Origin of the sequence: Streptomyces sp. NBC_01723 (assembly GCF_036246005.1) — a bacterium.
In the GTDB taxonomy this organism is placed as follows: Bacteria; Actinomycetota; Actinomycetes; order Streptomycetales; family Streptomycetaceae; genus Streptomyces.
The window spans coordinates 3,119,075-3,135,410 of record NZ_CP109171.1 but is presented as its reverse complement, the minus strand read 5'-3'; the positions used below and the strand labels follow the sequence as shown (position 1 = coordinate 3,135,410).

At 71.4% G+C, this 16,336-nt stretch carries 12 protein-coding genes and 1 pseudogene; 10 read left to right on the top strand and 3 right to left on the bottom strand.

Features of this window, described 5'->3' with window-relative positions; all coding sequences use genetic code 11:
- Positions 1 to 18: 18 nt before the first annotated feature.
- The 7 genes and pseudogenes from mtnA (at position 19) to OIE75_RS14485 (ending at position 8,725) form a co-directional block, all read left to right on the top strand.
- On the top strand, positions 19 to 1,161 hold the full coding sequence (gene mtnA, locus OIE75_RS14515) for an S-methyl-5-thioribose-1-phosphate isomerase (RefSeq protein ID WP_329471140.1): 1,143 nt from the start codon (positions 19 to 21) through the stop codon (positions 1,159 to 1,161).
- Between the two features lie 4 nt (positions 1,162 to 1,165).
- Entirely contained in the window at positions 1,166 to 1,855 is a 690-nt protein-coding gene (mtrA, locus tag OIE75_RS14510) for a two-component system response regulator MtrA (protein WP_193776289.1), read from the top strand.
- Between the two features lies 1 nt (position 1,856).
- Positions 1,857 to 3,932, top strand: coding sequence for an MtrAB system histidine kinase MtrB (gene mtrB, locus OIE75_RS14505; protein WP_329471139.1), 2,076 nt, complete (start codon positions 1,857 to 1,859; stop codon positions 3,930 to 3,932).
- Positions 3,922 to 5,769, top strand: a complete 1,848-nt coding sequence (locus OIE75_RS14500) for an LpqB family beta-propeller domain-containing protein (protein ID WP_307012631.1) — start codon at positions 3,922 to 3,924, stop codon at positions 5,767 to 5,769. Before mtrB ends, OIE75_RS14500 begins: the two co-directional genes overlap by 11 nt.
- Positions 5,770 to 5,867: 98 nt before the next feature.
- Positions 5,868 to 6,729 (top strand): annotated as a pseudogene (locus tag OIE75_RS14495) (ComF family protein).
- A 313-nt stretch (positions 6,730 to 7,042) separates the two neighbouring features.
- The gene (gene hpf / locus OIE75_RS14490; RefSeq protein WP_307012627.1) at positions 7,043 to 7,735 is read left to right on the top strand and encodes a ribosome hibernation-promoting factor, HPF/YfiA family; all 693 of its coding nucleotides are present in this window, start codon (positions 7,043 to 7,045) and stop codon (positions 7,733 to 7,735) included.
- A 225-nt stretch (positions 7,736 to 7,960) separates the two neighbouring features.
- The gene (locus OIE75_RS14485; RefSeq protein WP_307012625.1) at positions 7,961 to 8,725 is read left to right on the top strand and encodes a response regulator; all 765 of its coding nucleotides are present in this window, start codon (positions 7,961 to 7,963) and stop codon (positions 8,723 to 8,725) included.
- 6 nt (positions 8,726 to 8,731) lie between these two features.
- Here OIE75_RS14485 and OIE75_RS14480 read toward each other — a convergent pair whose 3' ends face one another.
- Together OIE75_RS14480 and OIE75_RS14475 are read right to left on the bottom strand one after the other, a co-directional pair.
- Positions 8,732 to 9,907, bottom strand: coding sequence for a winged helix-turn-helix domain-containing protein (locus tag OIE75_RS14480; protein ID WP_307012623.1), 1,176 nt, complete (start codon positions 9,905 to 9,907; stop codon positions 8,732 to 8,734).
- Positions 9,908 to 10,101: 194 nt separating this feature from the next.
- Positions 10,102 to 10,674 (bottom strand): GNAT family N-acetyltransferase, encoded by a 573-nt coding sequence (locus tag OIE75_RS14475; RefSeq protein WP_307012621.1) that lies wholly within the window; start codon positions 10,672 to 10,674, stop codon positions 10,102 to 10,104.
- 279 nt (positions 10,675 to 10,953) lie between these two features.
- On the opposite strand from OIE75_RS14475, the gene secA reads away from it, so the two are divergent.
- Positions 10,954 to 13,800 carry a preprotein translocase subunit SecA gene (gene secA / locus OIE75_RS14470; RefSeq protein ID WP_307012619.1) on the top strand — a complete coding sequence of 949 codons (2,847 nt, stop codon included), beginning with the start codon at positions 10,954 to 10,956 and terminating at the stop codon, positions 13,798 to 13,800.
- A gap of 122 nt (positions 13,801 to 13,922) precedes the next feature.
- On the opposite strand, the gene OIE75_RS14465 is transcribed toward secA, so the two are convergent.
- Positions 13,923 to 14,660, bottom strand: coding sequence for an Rv3235 family protein (locus OIE75_RS14465; protein WP_443078356.1), 738 nt, complete (start codon positions 14,658 to 14,660; stop codon positions 13,923 to 13,925).
- 347 nt (positions 14,661 to 15,007) lie between these two features.
- On the opposite strand from OIE75_RS14465, the gene OIE75_RS14460 reads away from it, so the two are divergent.
- Both OIE75_RS14460 and OIE75_RS14455 read left to right on the top strand, forming a co-directional pair.
- Positions 15,008 to 15,511 (top strand): DUF6912 family protein, encoded by a 504-nt coding sequence (locus tag OIE75_RS14460; RefSeq protein WP_329471136.1) that lies wholly within the window; start codon positions 15,008 to 15,010, stop codon positions 15,509 to 15,511.
- A 46-nt stretch (positions 15,512 to 15,557) separates the two neighbouring features.
- Entirely contained in the window at positions 15,558 to 16,229 is a 672-nt protein-coding gene (locus tag OIE75_RS14455) for an HAD family hydrolase (protein WP_307012613.1), read from the top strand.
- The last annotated feature ends 107 nt before the right edge of the window (positions 16,230 to 16,336 follow it).

Genomic DNA, 16,336 nt, shown 5'->3' with positions numbered 1-16,336 from the left:
AGGGGGCAGACTGACCGCATGGCTGATCAGGACGCGCGAAACGGCGAGGACAAGCGGCCGACCGAGATCCCCGTGCTCCGCTGGGAGGAGCCCCCCGAAGGCCCGGTGCTGGTCCTGCTGGACCAGACCAGGCTGCCGGCCGAGGAGGTCGAGCTGGTCTGCACGGACCCGGCCGGACTCGTCGAGGCGATCAGTTCGCTCGCCGTGCGCGGGGCGCCGCTGCTGGGTGTCGCGGGCGCCTACGGGGTCGCGCTCGCCGCCGTCCGGGGCTTCGAGGTGGAGGAGGCCGCAGCCGCGCTGGCCGGGGCCCGGCCCACCGCGGTGAACCTCGCCGTCGGGGTACGCCGGGCGCAGGACGCTCACCGGGAGGCGCTCGCCAGGACCGGCGACACACGGGAGGCGGCAGCGGCGGCGCTGACGGCGGCACGGGCCCTGCACCAGGAGGACGCCCAGGCCAGCGCGCGGATGGCCGCCCACGGACTGGCCCTGCTGGACGAGTTGCTGCCCGCCGGCGGACACCGCGTTCTCACGCACTGCAACTCCGGCTCGCTGGTGTCGGGCGGGGAGGGCACGGCCTTCGCGGTGGCGCTCGCGGCGCACCGGGAGGGGCGGCTGCGACGCCTGTGGGTGGACGAAACGCGTCCCTTGCTGCAAGGTGCTCGCCTGACGGCATACGAGGCGGCCCGCAACGACATGACGTACACCCTGCTCACCGACAGTGCGGCGGGTTCGCTGTTCGCGGCGGGCGAGGTGGACGCCGTGCTGGTCGGCGCGGACCGTATCGCGGCCGACGGATCGGTGGCGAACAAGGTGGGGAGCTATCCGCTCGCGGTGCTCGCGCGCTACCACCACGTACCGTTCATCGTGGTGGCGCCGGTCACGACGGTGGATCCGCACACGCCGGACGGGGCCGCCATCGAGGTGGAACAGCGTCCCGGACATGAAGTGACCGAGTTCACAGCGCCTCAGGTGCCGGTGACGGGAGCGGGAGGCGGGATTCCGGTGGCACCCCTGGGGACCCAGGCGTACAACCCGGCGTTCGACGTGACTCCGCCCGAGCTGGTGACGGCGATCGTCACCGAGGAAGGCGTGGTTTCGCCCGTGACCGGCGAGGCCCTCGCCGAGCTGTGTGCCAGGTCACGCCAGGTAACGATTAGCTAATGGGATGATGTCGTTTATGAAGGGACGAGTCCTTGTCGTCGACGACGACACCGCACTGGCCGAGATGCTCGGCATTGTGCTGCGTGGTGAGGGTTTTGAGCCATCTTTCGTAGCCGACGGCGACAAGGCGCTGGCCGCCTTCCGGGAGACCAAGCCCGATCTGGTGCTGCTCGACCTGATGCTGCCCGGTCGGGACGGCATCGAGGTGTGCCGCCTGATCAGGGCGGAGTCGGGTGTGCCGATCGTGATGCTGACGGCGAAGAGTGACACCGTCGACGTCGTGGTCGGTCTCGAGTCGGGCGCCGACGACTACATCGTGAAGCCGTTCAAGCCCAAGGAGCTGGTGGCCCGTATCCGGGCGCGGCTCAGGAGGTCGGAGGAACCGGCACCGGAGCAGCTCGCCATAGGCGACCTGGTCATCGACGTGGCCGGTCACTCCGTGAAGCGCGAGGGGCAGTCGATCGCGCTGACGCCGCTGGAGTTCGACCTGCTGGTGGCGCTGGCCCGCAAGCCGTGGCAGGTGTTCACGCGCGAGGTGCTCCTCGAGCAGGTCTGGGGCTACCGGCACGCCGCCGACACCCGGCTGGTCAACGTGCATGTGCAGCGGCTGCGCTCCAAGGTCGAGAAGGACCCGGAGAAGCCGGAGATCGTGGTGACCGTTCGCGGCGTCGGCTACAAGGCCGGGCCGAGCTGACATGACCAGGGACAGTGCCGCTTCGGCGCCCGGGTCCGAGGCCCGCGCCGGACGGCCTGTCGGCCCCCCGCCCGCCGGTTCGCGCTTCGGCCGCCTGCTGAAGGGCGGGCTCCTGCACGGCGGGGTGCAGGGCAGCCCGGTGATCCGGCTGTTCATACGCTGGGTGCGGCGTCCGCTGCTGCCCGTCATGCGGCTGTGGCGGCGCAACATCCAGCTCAAGGTCGTCGTCACCACGCTGCTGATGTCGCTGGGTGTGGTGCTCCTGCTCGGCTTCGTGGTGATCGGACAGGTCCGCAACGGACTGCTGGACGCCAAGGTGAAGGCGTCCCAGAGCCAGGCCACCGGCGGTTTCACGGCGGCCAAGCAGAAGGCGGAGGAGGCGGCGGGCGCCGACGGCGACGACACCAACCCCGCGGACGGCCGGCCCTCGCAGAACGTCATCCAGTGGATGAGTGAACTGGTGAAGTCGCTCTCCAGCGGCGGCCAGGGCGCCTTCGACGTGGTCACGCTCCCCATGGGCGGCGAGAGCGGCAGCGGACGCGGCCCGCGTGCCTCCGGATCGGTCGACTGGGCGGTCAGCGTCCCGGAGGCCCTGCGGGAGCGGATCGACGGCGACACCGCTGCGGCCCAGAGCTACACCCGGATCGTCTACAACTCCGACCAGGGCTCCCAGCCCGGGCTGGTCATCGGCAAGCAGGTCAACGACCCCAACGGCGAGCCGTACCAGCTGTACTACCTCTTCCCGCTCACCCAGGAGGAGAAGTCCCTCAGCCTCGTCAGAGGCACGCTCGCGACGGCCGGGCTCTTCGTCGTCGTACTGCTCGGTGCCATCGCCTGGCTCGTCGTGCGCCAGGTCGTCACACCCGTACGGATGGCCGCCAGCATCGCCGAGCGGTTGTCCGCGGGGCGGCTCCAGGAACGTATGAAGGTCACCGGAGAGGACGACATCGCGCGGCTCGGCGAGGCCTTCAACAAGATGGCGCAGAACCTCCAGCTCAAGATCAGCCAGCTGGAGGACCTGTCGCGGATGCAGCGGCGGTTCGTGTCCGACGTGTCGCACGAGCTGCGTACGCCGCTGACGACCGTACGGATGGCCGCCGACGTCATCCACGACGCGCGCGTGGACTTCGACCCGGTCACCGCGCGGTCGGCGGAACTGCTCGCCGACCAGCTGGACCGGTTCGAGACGCTGCTCGCGGACCTGCTGGAGATCAGCCGCTTCGACGCGGGCGCCGCCGCCCTGGAGGCCGAGCCGATAGACCTCAGGGAGGTCGTACGGCGGGTCGTCAGCGGTGCGGAGCCGCTCGCCGAGCGCAAGGGCACGCCGATCCGCGTGGTCGGCGACCAGCAGCCCGTCGTCGCGGAGGCGGACGCCCGGCGTGTCGAGCGGGTGCTGCGCAACCTCGTCGTCAACGCCGTCGAGCACGGCGAGGGGCGGGACGTCGTCGTCAAGCTCGCCGCGGCCGGCGGCGCGGTCGCCGTCGGAGTGCGCGACTACGGCGTCGGGCTCAAGCCGGGCGAGGCCACGCGGGTGTTCAGCCGCTTCTGGCGGGCCGACCCGGCACGCGCGCGTACCACCGGCGGTACGGGGCTGGGACTGTCGATCGCCCTGGAGGACGCGCGGCTGCACGGCGGCTGGCTCCAGGCCTGGGGCGAACCGGGCGGCGGCTCGCAGTTCCGGCTGACGCTGCCCAGGACCGCGGACGAGCCGTTGCGGGGCTCACCGATACCGCTGGAGCCGGCGGACTCGCGGCGCAACCGCGGACTCCACGACGCCGGTCTCGACGACAACGCCACCCCGCGCGGTGCGGACAACAAGGCGGCGGGTGTCCCGGCGCAGGCGTCGGCCGGACAGACGTCCCAGGTGCCCGCGCGGGGCCCGATACCGTCGAGGTCGGCCATGGCGGCCCCCACGGCCGACCCGACGGCCCTTCCGGGCAACGGGGCGCGCGTGGTGCCGAGGCCCGCGCCGCCGGGCGCCCGGAGACAGGACGGCGGTCCCGCGGAGGCGGACGGCAGTCAGGGCACCCGGTCGGAGGATCCGAGCAGGCAAGGGGAGGCATCTCGTGGGCGCTGACCGCGGGGGAGGCGGTCGGCGCAGGCCGGCACGTGTGGTGGGGTACGCCGTCGGCGGCGTCGTGCTGCTGGCGGGATGCGCGTCCATGCCGGACAGCGGGGATCTGCGCGGGGTGGAGTCCACACCGCGGCAGGACCCGCAGGTGCGGGTGTTCGCGATGCCGCCGCGGGAGGACGCGCCGCCCTCCGACATCGTGCAGGGCTTTCTGGAGGCCCTGACCAGCGACGATCCGCACTATGAGACGGCACGCAAGTATCTGACCGGCGATGCCGCGGAGAACTGGCGGCCGGACGAGTCGGCGACCGTGCTCGCGGGCGGCCCGGGTACCGAGTCGGACCACTCCGGCAGCCGCGAGGAAGCCAACGACTACTCGGTGACCCTGACGGGCGCCAAGGTCGCCACGGTGGACGCCCAGCAGTCGTACTCGCCGGCCGACGGCGCGTACCGGCAGTCGGTGCACCTGACCCGGGACGGCAAGACCAAGCAGTGGCGCATCGACCAGCTGCCGCAGGGCGTCGTCATGGGCAAGTCGGACTTCCAGCGCAACTACATGTCGGTCAACCGGTACTACTTCGCCTCGAACACCGCGGTGCGCTCGGCGGCCGACGAGGGCGCGAGCCCGCAGCCGGCGGCCGTGGCCGACCCGGTGTACCTCCGTCGGCGGGTGGACCCCATGACCCAGGTGGTGAGCTCTCTGATCGGCGGGCCGTCGGGCCTGCTCGGGCCCGTGGTGAGGTCGAGCTTCCCGACCGGGACGGCGCTGGCGAAGAACGCCGGTTCGCTGACGCCCGACGATCGCAGCAAGCTCACCGTCCCGTTGAACGAGAAGGCCGCCGGCGCCGATCAGGACCAGTGCGACGAGATGGCCGCCCAGCTCCTGTTCACGCTGCAGAACCTCACCCCGGCGGTGGAGGAGGTCGAGCTGCGCGCGGGTGGTGAGCAGCTGTGTTCGCTCAGCGAGGACCGCGCGGAGACGGTCGCCGCGCGGGGCTCGGCACAGCGGCCCGACTACCTGTACTTCGTGGACGACGAGGACCGCCTGGTCCGGATCGCCGCGGGCAGCAACGGGACCCGGGCGGAACCCGTGCCCGGCCCGCTCGGCGAGGGTGAGAAGGCGCTGCGGGCGGTGGCGGTGTCGCGCGACGAGCACAGCGCCGCCGGTATCGGCCTCGACAACAAGTCGCTGTACGTCGGCTCCCTGGTGTCGGGCGGTTCGCTCGGCGACCCCGTGCTGCTCAGCAAGGGCAAGGCGGAGGCCGACCGGCTGACCCCGCCCAGCTGGGACGCGCAGGGCGACCTGTGGATCGCCGACCGCGACCCGGCCGACCCGCGGCTGCTGCTGCTGGAGAAGGGCGCCGGTGAGCCGGTGGAGGTGCGCACGCCGGGTCTCGACGGGCGGGTGCAGGCCGTGCGGGCGGCGGCCGACGGGGTGCGGATCGCGCTCATCGTGGAGAAGGACGGCAAGCGGTCGCTGCTCATCGGGCGGATCGAACGGGACGAGAGGGCGGGCGAACGGCCTGCGGTCACCGTCCTCGAACTGCGCTCCGCCACTCCCGAGCTGGAGGAGGTCACGGCCATGTCGTGGGCCGGTGACAGCAGGCTCGTGGTGGTCGGGCGCGAGCGCGGCGGCGTCCAGCAGGTCGGATACGTCCAGGTCGACGGCTCGACGCCGGAGGCCTCCGTGCCCGCCGCCCTGACCGGCGTCAAGGAGATCGCCGCGACCGAGGACGAGCGGCTGCCGCTCGTGGCCTACTCCGAGGACCTGATCGTGCGGCTGCCGTCGGGGCTCCAGTGGCAGAAGGTCACGGAGGGGACGGCTCCCGTCTATCCGGGCTGAGACATCGTCCCCAACGGTTTTCCACAGGGGCCCGGAGACGTTTTCCACAGGCCTGGCCGGGTTTCGCCGGGCTTGGCACAGTGGTGGCCATGTGGAGATTGCGGGACTGGTGGCGAGACCTCACGGACCTGGTGCTGCCGGCCGAGTGCGGCGGCTGCGGCTGGTCCCGGGCGGTGCTGTGCCCAGGGTGCCGCACCGCCCTGAGCGGGTCCGAGCCGCGCCGGGTGCGGCCGGTGCCGGAGCCGTCCGGGCTGCCGTCGGTGCACGCGGCAGCGCCCTACGCGGACGAGGTGCGGGCGGCGCTGCTGGCGCACAAGGAGCGGGGCGTCCTGGCCCTCACACCGCCGCTCGGCGAGGCCCTGGCGGGAGCGGTGCGGGCTGGGCTCCGCGAGGCGTGGACCGGCGTCGGGGGAGCGGACGGCGTACCGGGCCCGGTGCTTCTGGTGCCCGTGCCGTCGGCGCGCCGGGCGGTGCGCAGACGCGGGCACGACCCGGCGCGGCGGATCGCCCTCGCGGCGGCGGGGGAGTTGCGGCGCACCGGGGTGCCCGTCCGGGTGGCCGCACTGCTGCGCCAGCGGCATCCCGTGGCCGACCAGGCGGACCTCGACGCCCGGCAGCGGTTGGACAACCTCGCCGGCGCCCTGGCGGTGGCTCCTGGCGGCGGCCGGCTCCTGTGCGGCGGCGGCCCGGTCGTCCTGGTCGACGACCTGATGACGACGGGGGCGTCCCTGACCGAGGCGGCACGTGCCGTGCGCGCGGCTGAGTCGCGGACGGGGCCCCACACGTACGGGAAGGCGAGATCGGCTGTGTATCCGTCGGTGGCGGGGGAAGGCAGAGAGGAACGGAAGACCGGGCCGCAAATGGCGGGACCCAACGGAGGAGATGGCGCGTTCCGTGAAGCGATCTGCGCGGCAGTGGTCGCAGCTTCACCTGATTCTTTCGAAAATAAACCGGAACTGACTGGGAACTTACGTCGTTGCAGGTAATGAGAGGTCCTATTCACCGGAACGGAGGTACGTCGCGGTAGAGGGTGACGACATCCACCCGGGCGAGATATGTTCGGTTGTGAGGCAAAGCCGCAGGCCACACCTCTCAAATCCGAATGCCGTGCTGCGGGTTTTACCGTCATCACCCGCACCGGGGGAGTGGAGATCTCGCCCGCGGGGGAGGAGGTGGACGTCACCGAGTCCGAGGTTCCGGAGTACACCGGAACCTGGTGCAAAAGGGAGATGCTCCGCCATGGAAGCGGAGCGATCCGGGAACGGAGTTCTGCGTGGACATCGTCGTCAAGGGCCGCAAGACCGAGGTGCCCGAGCGGTTCCGGAAGCACGTGGCCGAGAAGCTGAAGCTGGAGAAGATCCAGAAGCTCGATGGCAAGGTGATCAGCCTCGACGTCGAGGTGTCCAAGGAGCCGAACCCCCGACAGGCCGACCGCTGTGACCGAGTGGAGATCACGCTCCGCTCCCGCGGTCCGGTGATCCGGGCGGAGGCAGCGGCGAGCGACCCGTACGCGGCGCTCGACCTGGCGGCGGAGAAGCTTGGCGCACGACTGCGCAAGCAGCACGACAAGCGCTTCTCGCGCCGCGGCGCACGCCGGATCCCGGCGGCCGAGGTCGCCGACCACGTACCCGGCGCGGCAACACTCAACGGGAACGGCGACGTCGTCCCGACCGAGAAGCAGGACGGCGTCCCCACCAGGAAGATCGGCTCGCTGGAGGTCCAGGGCGACGGGCCGCTCGTCGTCCGCGAGAAGACCCACGTGGCGGCGCCGATGTCCCTCGACCAGGCGCTCTACGAGATGGAACTGGTCGGGCACGACTTCTATCTGTTCGTCGACTCCGAGACGAAGGAACCCAGTGTCGTCTACCGGCGGCACGCCTACGACTACGGCGTGATCCACCTCACCACGGACACGATGGTCACCCAGGCGCACGCCCCCGACGCGGGCGACGCGCTCGGCGGTTGACCACCGCCGGGTGACAGCGGACCGGTGCCCCTGGAGCGCGTGTGCGCCCCCAGGGGCACCGGTGTGCGACGGTGCGCGAGGGTGTGCGACCCCTCCGGGACCCGCGCGGTCACCCCGTTGTCCGTCGGACATGGAATCATGGCGGCAACGGCCCAACCGGTGGGCCGTTGCTCTGGGTTGGCGATGGCGCAGGACCACGGGCCAAAGCCTTCAGGGGGAGGAACGATGGCGGACAGTTTCGGACCGATGCGGGGTGCGGGCGTCGACCACGGGATCGACGACGGGGCCGCCGGCCTGGGGCCGGACGCGGACGTGGGCTCCACACGCGAGGAACCCATCAGGGTCCTGGTCGTGGACGACCACGCCCTCTTCCGCCGGGGCCTCGAGATCGTGCTCGCGGCCGAGGAGGACATCCAGGTCGTCGGCGAGGCCGGTGACGGCGCCGAGGCCGTGGAGAAGGCCGCAGATCTGCTGCCGGACATCATCCTGATGGATGTGCGGATGCCCAAGCGGGGCGGGATCGAGGCCTGCACCTCCATCAAGGAAGTGGCCCCCAGCGCCAAGATCATCATGCTGACGATCAGTGATGAGGAGGCCGACCTCTACGACGCGATCAAGGCGGGCGCGACCGGCTATCTCCTCAAGGAGATCTCCACGGACGAAGTGGCCACCGCCATTCGCGCGGTGGCCGACGGGCAGTCTCAGATCAGTCCGTCCATGGCGTCGAAACTGCTCACCGAGTTCAAGTCGATGATTCAGCGGACCGACGAACGCCGACTGGTGCCGGCGCCGCGGCTCACCGATCGCGAGCTGGAGGTCCTCAAGCTCGTCGCCACCGGAATGAACAACCGGGACATCGCCAAGGAACTCTTCATCTCCGAGAACACCGTGAAGAACCACGTCCGCAACATCCTGGAGAAACTGCAGCTGCACTCCAGGATGGAGGCCGTGGTGTACGCGATGCGGGAGAAGATTCTCGAGATCCGCTGACTCCGGTCAGGCGAGCAGGCGGGCCAGCTCCGCCGCCAGGGCCTCGCGCAGGTGCGGGGCGTCGACCCGTTCCACCCGTACGTCCGTGCAGTCGACCCAGCTCGCCGCCTCGACCAGCGCCTGGGCCACCGCCGGAGCGGCCTTGAGGCCGTCCAGTCTGACCTGCTTGGCGACCAGGGTGCGTCCCTCCCGCGCCGGGTCCACGCGGCCGACGAGCCGTCCGCCGGCCAGCACCGGCATCGCGAAGTAGCCGTGCACCCGCTTGGGCTTGGGCACGTAGGCCTCCAGGCGGTGGGTGAAGCCGAAGATCCGCTCCGTGCGCGCCCGTTCCCAGATCAGGGAGTCGAAGGGCGAGAGCAGCGTGGTGCGGTGACGCCCGCGCGGGACCGTCTCCAGGGCGGCGGGGTCCGCCCAGGCGGGCTTGGACCAGCCCGCCACCGTGACCGGCACCAGACCCGAGTCGGCGATCACGGCGTCGACCTGCTCGGCCTTGAGGCGGTGGTAGTCCGCGATGTCCGCGCGCGTGCCCACGCCCAGGGACTCGCCGGCCAGCCGTACGAGACGGCGCAGGCACTCGGTGTCGTCAAGGTCGTCATGGAGCAGCGCTGCCGGGACCGCGCGCTCCGCGAGGTCGTACACCCGCTTCCAGCCGCGGCGCTCCACGCACACCACCTCGCCGTACATCAGCGCGCGCTCGACGGCGACCTTCGTGCCCGACCAGTCCCACCACTCGCTGGTCCGCTTCGCGCCGCCCAGGTCCGTCGCGGTGAGCGGGCCCTCGGTGCGGAGCTGCTTGACGACCTGGTCGTAGGTGCCGTCCGGGAGGGAGTGGTTCCAGTGCGGGCGGTTGCGGTAGGCGCGGCGGCGGAAGGCGAAGTGGGGCCACTCCTCGATGGGGAGGACGCAGGCGGCGTGCGACCAGTACTCGAAGGCGTGAGTGTCCTTCCAGTAGGCGTCCTCGACCGTCTTGCGGCCGACCGCGCCCAGGCGGGCGTACGGGATGAGCTCGTGGGAGCGGGCGAGGACCGAGATGGTGTCGAGCTGCACCGCGCCCAGGTGCCGGAGGACGCCGCGGACGCCCGCGCGGCGGTCGGGGGCGCCGAGGAAGCCCTGTGCGCGGAGGGCGAGGCGGCGGGCCTCGTCTGCGGACAGTTCCGTGGCGGGGGGCGGGAGGGTCGTCATACGTCCGCACGATAGAGGGTGGGTCTGACAGTGCCGGTCGCCCGCGAGGTGGACGGCGTGGGGGTGGGCCGGGTGGTGCGCAGCCCGGCGTCGCGGGGGTGCCTCCCCCGCTCTCGGCTTCGCTCGAGGGGCCCCATCGCCCACCCGTGCCGCCCCAGCGGCACGACTGCGCGCAGCTGGGCGGCTGAGCGCGCTTACGCGGTCTGCGCCGGCAAGTAGGGCGCCGTCGACGGGAGTGCCAGGTCCGAGGGGAGGAGGGAGGCGATCCAGCAGTCTCGGCGTACGCCCTTGTTGTTGGCCGCGGAGCGCAACGTGCCCTCCATGGTGAAGCCCGCCCGATCGGCCACCGCGCGGGAGGCCGTGTTGCCGACCTCGGCGCGCCACTCCAGGCGGTCGATCGCCAGCTCGGTGAAGGCCCAGCGCGCGACGGCGAGGGATGCCTCCGTGATGTAGCCCCGGCCCCGGAACTCCTTGGCACTCCAGAACCCCAGCTCGCCGACGCCCAGGGAGATCATCGTGATGCCGATCATGCCCGCCAGGTCACCGGCGGGGAGGAAGGCGCCGAAGGTGAACATCGAGGCGTTGGCCCAGCCGTCCGGGACCATCTGCTCCGTGAAGCCCCGCGCGTGCTCGGGGAGGTAGGGCGAGGGGATCGTCGTCCAGCGCTGGACGTCGGGGTCCTGGCAGGCGGCGTACACGGCATCGTTGTCCTGGGGGCCGACCGTGCGCAGGACGAGGCGTTCCGTGGTGAGGGTGACGGGTTCCATCCGCCGATTCTGCGCGGCCTCCGGTGGCGGGCGCCATCTTTTTGCCCTGCGTGAACACGTGGTCACTTTTCGTTCAATTCGCCGGAGGGTGCGGCACCATCGGCGGGGCCCGGACGTTGAACCCGGTGACGGCAGACAGCGAAGCTGGATGCAAGGAGTGGACGGTCCCGCTACGGCGGGCCTCCCGGGGTGCCGGGGTCCTCGCATACGATGGCCGTTGCTCAGTCCGTGACAGGAAACCGACCGTCCCAGGCCCGACCGGCAAGGAGACCAACCCCCGTGTCCGTCCTCTCAAAGATCATGCGTGCAGGCGAAGGCAAGATCCTGCGCAAGCTGCACCGCATCGCGGACCAGGTCAACTCCATCGAAGAGGACTTCGCTGACCTCTCCGACGCCGAGCTGCGGGCCCTCACCGACGAGTACAAGCAGCGCTACGCCGACGGTGAGACCCTGGACGACCTGCTGCCCGAGGCCTTCGCCACCGTCCGCGAGGCCGCCAAGCGCGTCCTGGGCCAGCGCCACTACGACGTGCAGATCATGGGCGGCGCCGCCCTGCACATGGGCTACGTCGCCGAGATGAAGACGGGTGAGGGCAAGACCCTCGTCGGCACCCTGCCCGCCTACCTCAACGCCCTGTCCGGCGAGGGCGTGCACATCGTCACGGTCAACGACTACCTGGCCGAGCGCGACTCCGAGATGATGGGCCGCGTCCACAAGTTCCTCGGTCTGTCGGTCGGCTGCATCCTCGCCAACCAGACGCCGGCCCAGCGCCGCGAGATGTACCGCTGCGACATCACCTACGGCACGAACAACGAGTTCGGCTTCGACTACCTGCGCGACAACATGGCGTGGTCCAAGGACGAACTCGTCCAGCGCGGCCACAACTTCGCCATCGTCGACGAGGTCGACTCCATCCTGGTCGACGAGGCCCGTACGCCGCTGATCATCTCCGGCCCGGCCGACCAGGCCACCAAGTGGTACGGCGACTTCGCCAAGCTGGTCACCCGCCTGAAGAAGGGCGAGGCGGGCAACACCCTCAAGGGCATCGAGGAAACCGGTGACTACGAGGTCGACGAGAAGAAGCGCACCGTCGCCATCCACGAGTCGGGTGTCTCCAAGGTCGAGGACTGGCTGGGCATCGACAATCTCTACGAGTCGGTGAACACCCCGCTGGTCGGCTACCTGAACAACGCCATCAAGGCCAAGGAACTCTTCAAGAAGGACAAGGACTACGTCGTCATCGACGGCGAAGTCATGATCGTCGACGAGCACACCGGCCGTATCCTCGCCGGCCGCCGCTACAACGAGGGCATGCACCAGGCGATCGAGGCGAAGGAAGGGGTGGACATCAAGGACGAGAACCAGACGCTCGCCACGATCACCCTCCAGAACTTCTTCCGCCTCTACAAGCGCCACGACCACAACGAGAAGGAACAGCCCGGTCTCTCCGGCATGACCGGTACGGCCATGACCGAGGCCGCCGAGTTCCATCAGATCTACAAGCTCGGCGTGGTGCCCATCCCGACCAACCGGCCGATGGTGCGCAAGGACCAGTCGGACCTGATCTACCGTACCGAGGTCGCGAAGTTCGAGGCCGTCGTCGACGACATCGAGGAGAAGCACCGCAAGGGGCAGCCGATCCTCGTCGGCACCACCTCCGTCGAGAAGTCCGAGTACCTCTCGCAGCAGCTCAGCAAGCGTGGCGTCCAGCACGAGGTGCTCAACGCCAAGCAGCACGACCGCGAGGCTACGATCGTCGCCCAGGCGGGCCGCAAGGGCTCCGTGACGGTGGCCACGAACATGGCCGGCCGCGGTACGGACATCAAGCTCGGCGGCAACCCCGAGGACCTCGCCGAGGCGGAGCTGCGCCAGCGCGGCCTCGACCCCGAGGAGCACATCGAGGAGTGGGCCGCGGCCCTGCCCGCCGCCCTGGAGCGGGCCGAGCAGGCGGTCAAGGCCGAGTTCGAAGAGGTCAAGGACCTCGGCGGGCTCTACGTGCTGGGCACCGAGCGGCACGAGTCGCGTCGTATCGACAACCAGCTGCGTGGTCGTTCCGGCCGCCAGGGCGACCCCGGTGAGTCCCGCTTCTACCTCTCCCTGGGCGACGACCTGATGCGCCTGTTCAAGGCCCAGATGGTCGAGCGCGTGATGTCCATGGCGAACGTGCCGGACGACGTGCCGATCGAGAACAAGATGGTCACGCGCGCGATCGCGTCCGCCCAGTCGCAGGTCGAGACCCAGAACTTCGAGACGCGTAAGAACGTCCTGAAGTACGACGAGGTCCTCAACCGGCAGCGCGAGGTCATCTACGGCGAGCGGCGCCGCGTCCTGGAGGGCGAGGACCTGCAGGAGCAGATCCAGCACTTCATGAACGACACGATCGACGCCTACGTGCAGGCCGAGACCGCCGAGGGCTTCCCGGAGGACTGGGACCTCGACCGCCTGTGGGGCGCCTTCAAGCAGCTCTACCCGGTGAAGGTCACCGTGGAGGAGCTGGAGGAGGCGGCCGGAGACCGGGCCGGTCTGACGGCGGACTACATCGAGGAGTCCATCAAGGACGACATCCAGGAGCAGTACGAGGCGCGTGAGGCGCAGCTCGGCTCCGAGATCATGCGCGAGCTGGAGCGCCGGGTCGTGCTGTCGGTCCTGGACCGCAAGTGGCGCGAGCACCTCTACGAGATGGACTACCTCCAGGAGGGCATCGGCCTGCGCGCGATGGCGCAGAAGGACCCGCTGGTCGAGTACCAGCGCGAGGGCTTCGACATGTTCCAGGCCATGATGGAGGGCATCAAGGAGGAGTCCGTCGGCTACCTGTTCAACCTGGAGGTCCAGGTCGAGCAGCAGGTCGAGGAGGTTCCGGTCGAGGAAGCGGCGCCGTCCCTGGACAAGGGCGCGCAGGACGCGGTCCCGGCCCAGGCGGGCGCCCGCCCGGAGATCCGGGCCAAGGGCCTCGACGCCCCGCAGCGACGGGACCTGCACTTCTCCGCGCCGACCGTGGACGGCGAGGGAGGTGTCGTCGAGGGCGACTTCTCCACCGACGGCGAGCCCGCGCAGGCCGCGTCGGACGGACTCACGCGCGCGGAGCGCCGCAAGCAGGCCAAGGGCGGGCGACGCCGCAAGAAGTGACGGTGCGGTGCCTCAGGGGGCCGCAGCGGTGGAAGGGCCGGTCACCCGTGGTGGCCGGCCCTTCGGCGTAGGCGCGGGCGGGGCGGCGGGCAGTGGACGGTCGCCTGCGGAGTCGTCGGTTGTCAGTCGTCGTCGGCGTGCGGCCTGCGGGGGCCGCCCAGCTCCACCGCGGTGCAGCGCCAGCGCAGGTCCTGTCCCCGTTCCAGCCGGAAGGCCATCGCGCGCAGCTGGTCCCCCGCGCCGATGCGGGCGAAGACCTCCAGGGCGCCCGGCCGGGGCTCGAAGTAGCCGATGTCCCGGACGACGGGGAGGGCGCCGCGCGTACGCAGGGGGCCGCGCTCGGCGAGGTGGGCCAGGTCGTCGTAGGCGTGGCCGACGGTGTGGCGGAGCATCGAGTGGACGGGGCGCCGGCCGCTGAGCACATGGAGGAGAAGCTCGGCGAAGCGGTCCGTGGGGCGCACCTGCGGGACGGGGCGGCGCGGGGTCTGGGCGGGGACGCGGGGCGCGGCGGACGGTCGGGTGAGGGGCGGGAGCGGCCGTGTCGCGCGAGGCGTCGTGGCATCGGGAGCGAGCCGGTGGGCGCCCGGCTGGAGCGGCGCCGTTCCGGGCGCCCGGCCGGGGCCCTGTCCCGCCGTGGGCGGGCGGGTGTCCGCGGGCCTGGTGCGGCCCCGTGAGGACCGGCCGGGGGAGCCCGGCGGGCGCCCGCCGGAGGGCGCGCTGCGCACGGGCCGCCCGCCGGGCCGGCGGGGCGGGAGGCCACCGGGGGCCCGGGTCGCGGCTCCGGGGTCGGGCAGGGCTTCGGGGGTGGGCGGGGGAGGGCTGCTGGGAGGGAGCTGAGTCCTGGTCATGACCTTGCGCATGGAGGTCCCCGTTCGGCGGTGGCCCGGGTGATACCGGGCAGTAACTTAGTGGTTGAGGATCTTGTACGGGGTCGGGGCACCGCACGGCAAGGAGGCGGGTGGCCGTGCCGCGGGGGTCGCAAGGTTCACCTATCAGAGTGACCGGGCCCGTGCCGAGGCCCGGTGCGGAGCGGGCGGGGCGGGTGAATTCCGGGCCGGGGGTGGACGCCCTGGGCGTCACGGGTGGGAACTCGAAAGGGGACACCCGGCCGTATCCTGAAGACCCCTCCGGGGCTCCACCGGGGCTCCACCGGGGCTCCACCAGGGCTCCGCGGGCCCGAAGTCCCCGACCCGAAAGCGGCGGTCTCATGCGCGTCTACGTCCCCCTGACCCTGTCCGGCCTCGCCGAGGCGCACCGGGCGGGAGAGCTGGGGGCCGGGCCGCTCCCCGCCCACGCCGTCACGCCGGCGCTGCGCGAGTGGTACCGGTCGGACGACGTCGAGGAGCTGGAGTACGCCGCCCTGGGCCGGGCCGCCCAGGCCTCACTGCGACTGCTCGCGGCCGCCCCGGGTGCCCAGTGGCACCGGGTCGTGGTCGCCGTCGACGTACCCGACGGCGCGGTCTCGGCCGACCCGGACCGGGCGCCCGACGGCGCGGTGCGGGTGGCCGGGCCGTTGCCGCTGGCCAAGGTGGCCTCGGTGCACGTCGACTCCGGCGACGCGGAGGCGGACGTGACCGCCGCGGCCCGGGCCCTCGCGGCGGCGGACGCCGGGGACGACGACGCCCGGTCCGTGGTGGAGGGCGCCGAGGACCACGAACTGCTCTGGTACGCCACGCAGGAGATCCCCGCCCTGCTGGAACCCGGGCGCTGACACGGCGGCCTGCCGATTGTCAGTGGCGGCGGGTACTTTTTCGGGCATGGGGATGCAGACAGGGGCGCACATCGTCTGGGACTGGAACGGGACGCTGTTCCACGACAACGACGCGATCATCGGGGCGACGAACGCCGCCTTCGCCGAGCTGGGCATGACGCCGATCACGATGGAGCAGTACCGGGCGCTGTACTGCGTGCCCGTGCCGAAGTTCTACGAGCGGCTGCTGGGCCGCCTGCCCACGGAGGCCGAGTGGGCGGTCATGGACGCCACCTTCCACCGGCACTACACCCGGCACCGGGCGGCGTGCGGGCTCACCGAGGGGGCGGCCGAACTGCTCGCGGGCTGGGGCACGGCGGGGCGGAGCCAGTCGATCCTGAGCATGTACGGCCACGAGGAGCTGGTCCCCCTGGTCCAGGGGCTCGGGATCGAGGCGCACTTCATACGGGTCGACGGGCGGACCGGGCCGTCCGGGGGCAGCAAGGCGGAGCACATGGTGCGGCACCTCGAGGAGCTCGCCGTCTCCGGGGTGAAGCCCGCCCGGACGGTCGTGATCGGGGACGCCGCCGACGACGCGGTCGCCGCGCGGTACGTGGGCGCGGGGGCGGTGCTGTACACCGGGGGATCGCACAGCCGGGCCAGCCTGGAGGGCGTCGGGGTGCCCGTGGTCGACACGCTGGCGGAGGCCGTGGCGGAGGCGGAGCGGCTGGCCGCGTGAGTCCGTGGCCGCCGTCGGGCCCGCGTGCGCAGCTGTGCGGAACGTCCAAGTTTCGGGCATGGTTTTGTACATATGCGGCTCGTGACGAGGCGCCCGTCGGGGGCGAT

What these genes read in the sequence shown, in the direction of transcription:
- OIE75_RS14460 (WP_329471136.1), top strand. Translation starts at nt 15,008, where the DNA reads ATGCGCGTCTACGTCCCCCTGACCCTGTCCGGCCTCGCCGAGGCGCAC.
- mtnA (WP_329471140.1), top strand. Translation starts at nt 19, where the DNA reads ATGGCTGATCAGGACGCGCGAAACGGCGAGGACAAGCGGCCGACCGAG.
- OIE75_RS14455 (WP_307012613.1), top strand. Translation starts at nt 15,558, where the DNA reads ATGGGGATGCAGACAGGGGCGCACATCGTCTGGGACTGGAACGGGACG.
- OIE75_RS14480 (WP_307012623.1), bottom strand. Translation starts at nt 9,907, where the DNA reads ATGACGACCCTCCCGCCCCCCGCCACGGAACTGTCCGCAGACGAGGCC.
- OIE75_RS14485 (WP_307012625.1), top strand. Translation starts at nt 7,961, where the DNA reads ATGGCGGACAGTTTCGGACCGATGCGGGGTGCGGGCGTCGACCACGGG.
- OIE75_RS14465 (WP_443078356.1), bottom strand. Translation starts at nt 14,660, where the DNA reads ATGCGCAAGGTCATGACCAGGACTCAGCTCCCTCCCAGCAGCCCTCCC.
- mtrA (WP_193776289.1), top strand. Translation starts at nt 1,166, where the DNA reads ATGATGTCGTTTATGAAGGGACGAGTCCTTGTCGTCGACGACGACACC.
- OIE75_RS14475 (WP_307012621.1), bottom strand. Translation starts at nt 10,674, where the DNA reads ATGGAACCCGTCACCCTCACCACGGAACGCCTCGTCCTGCGCACGGTC.
- mtrB (WP_329471139.1), top strand. Translation starts at nt 1,857, where the DNA reads ATGACCAGGGACAGTGCCGCTTCGGCGCCCGGGTCCGAGGCCCGCGCC.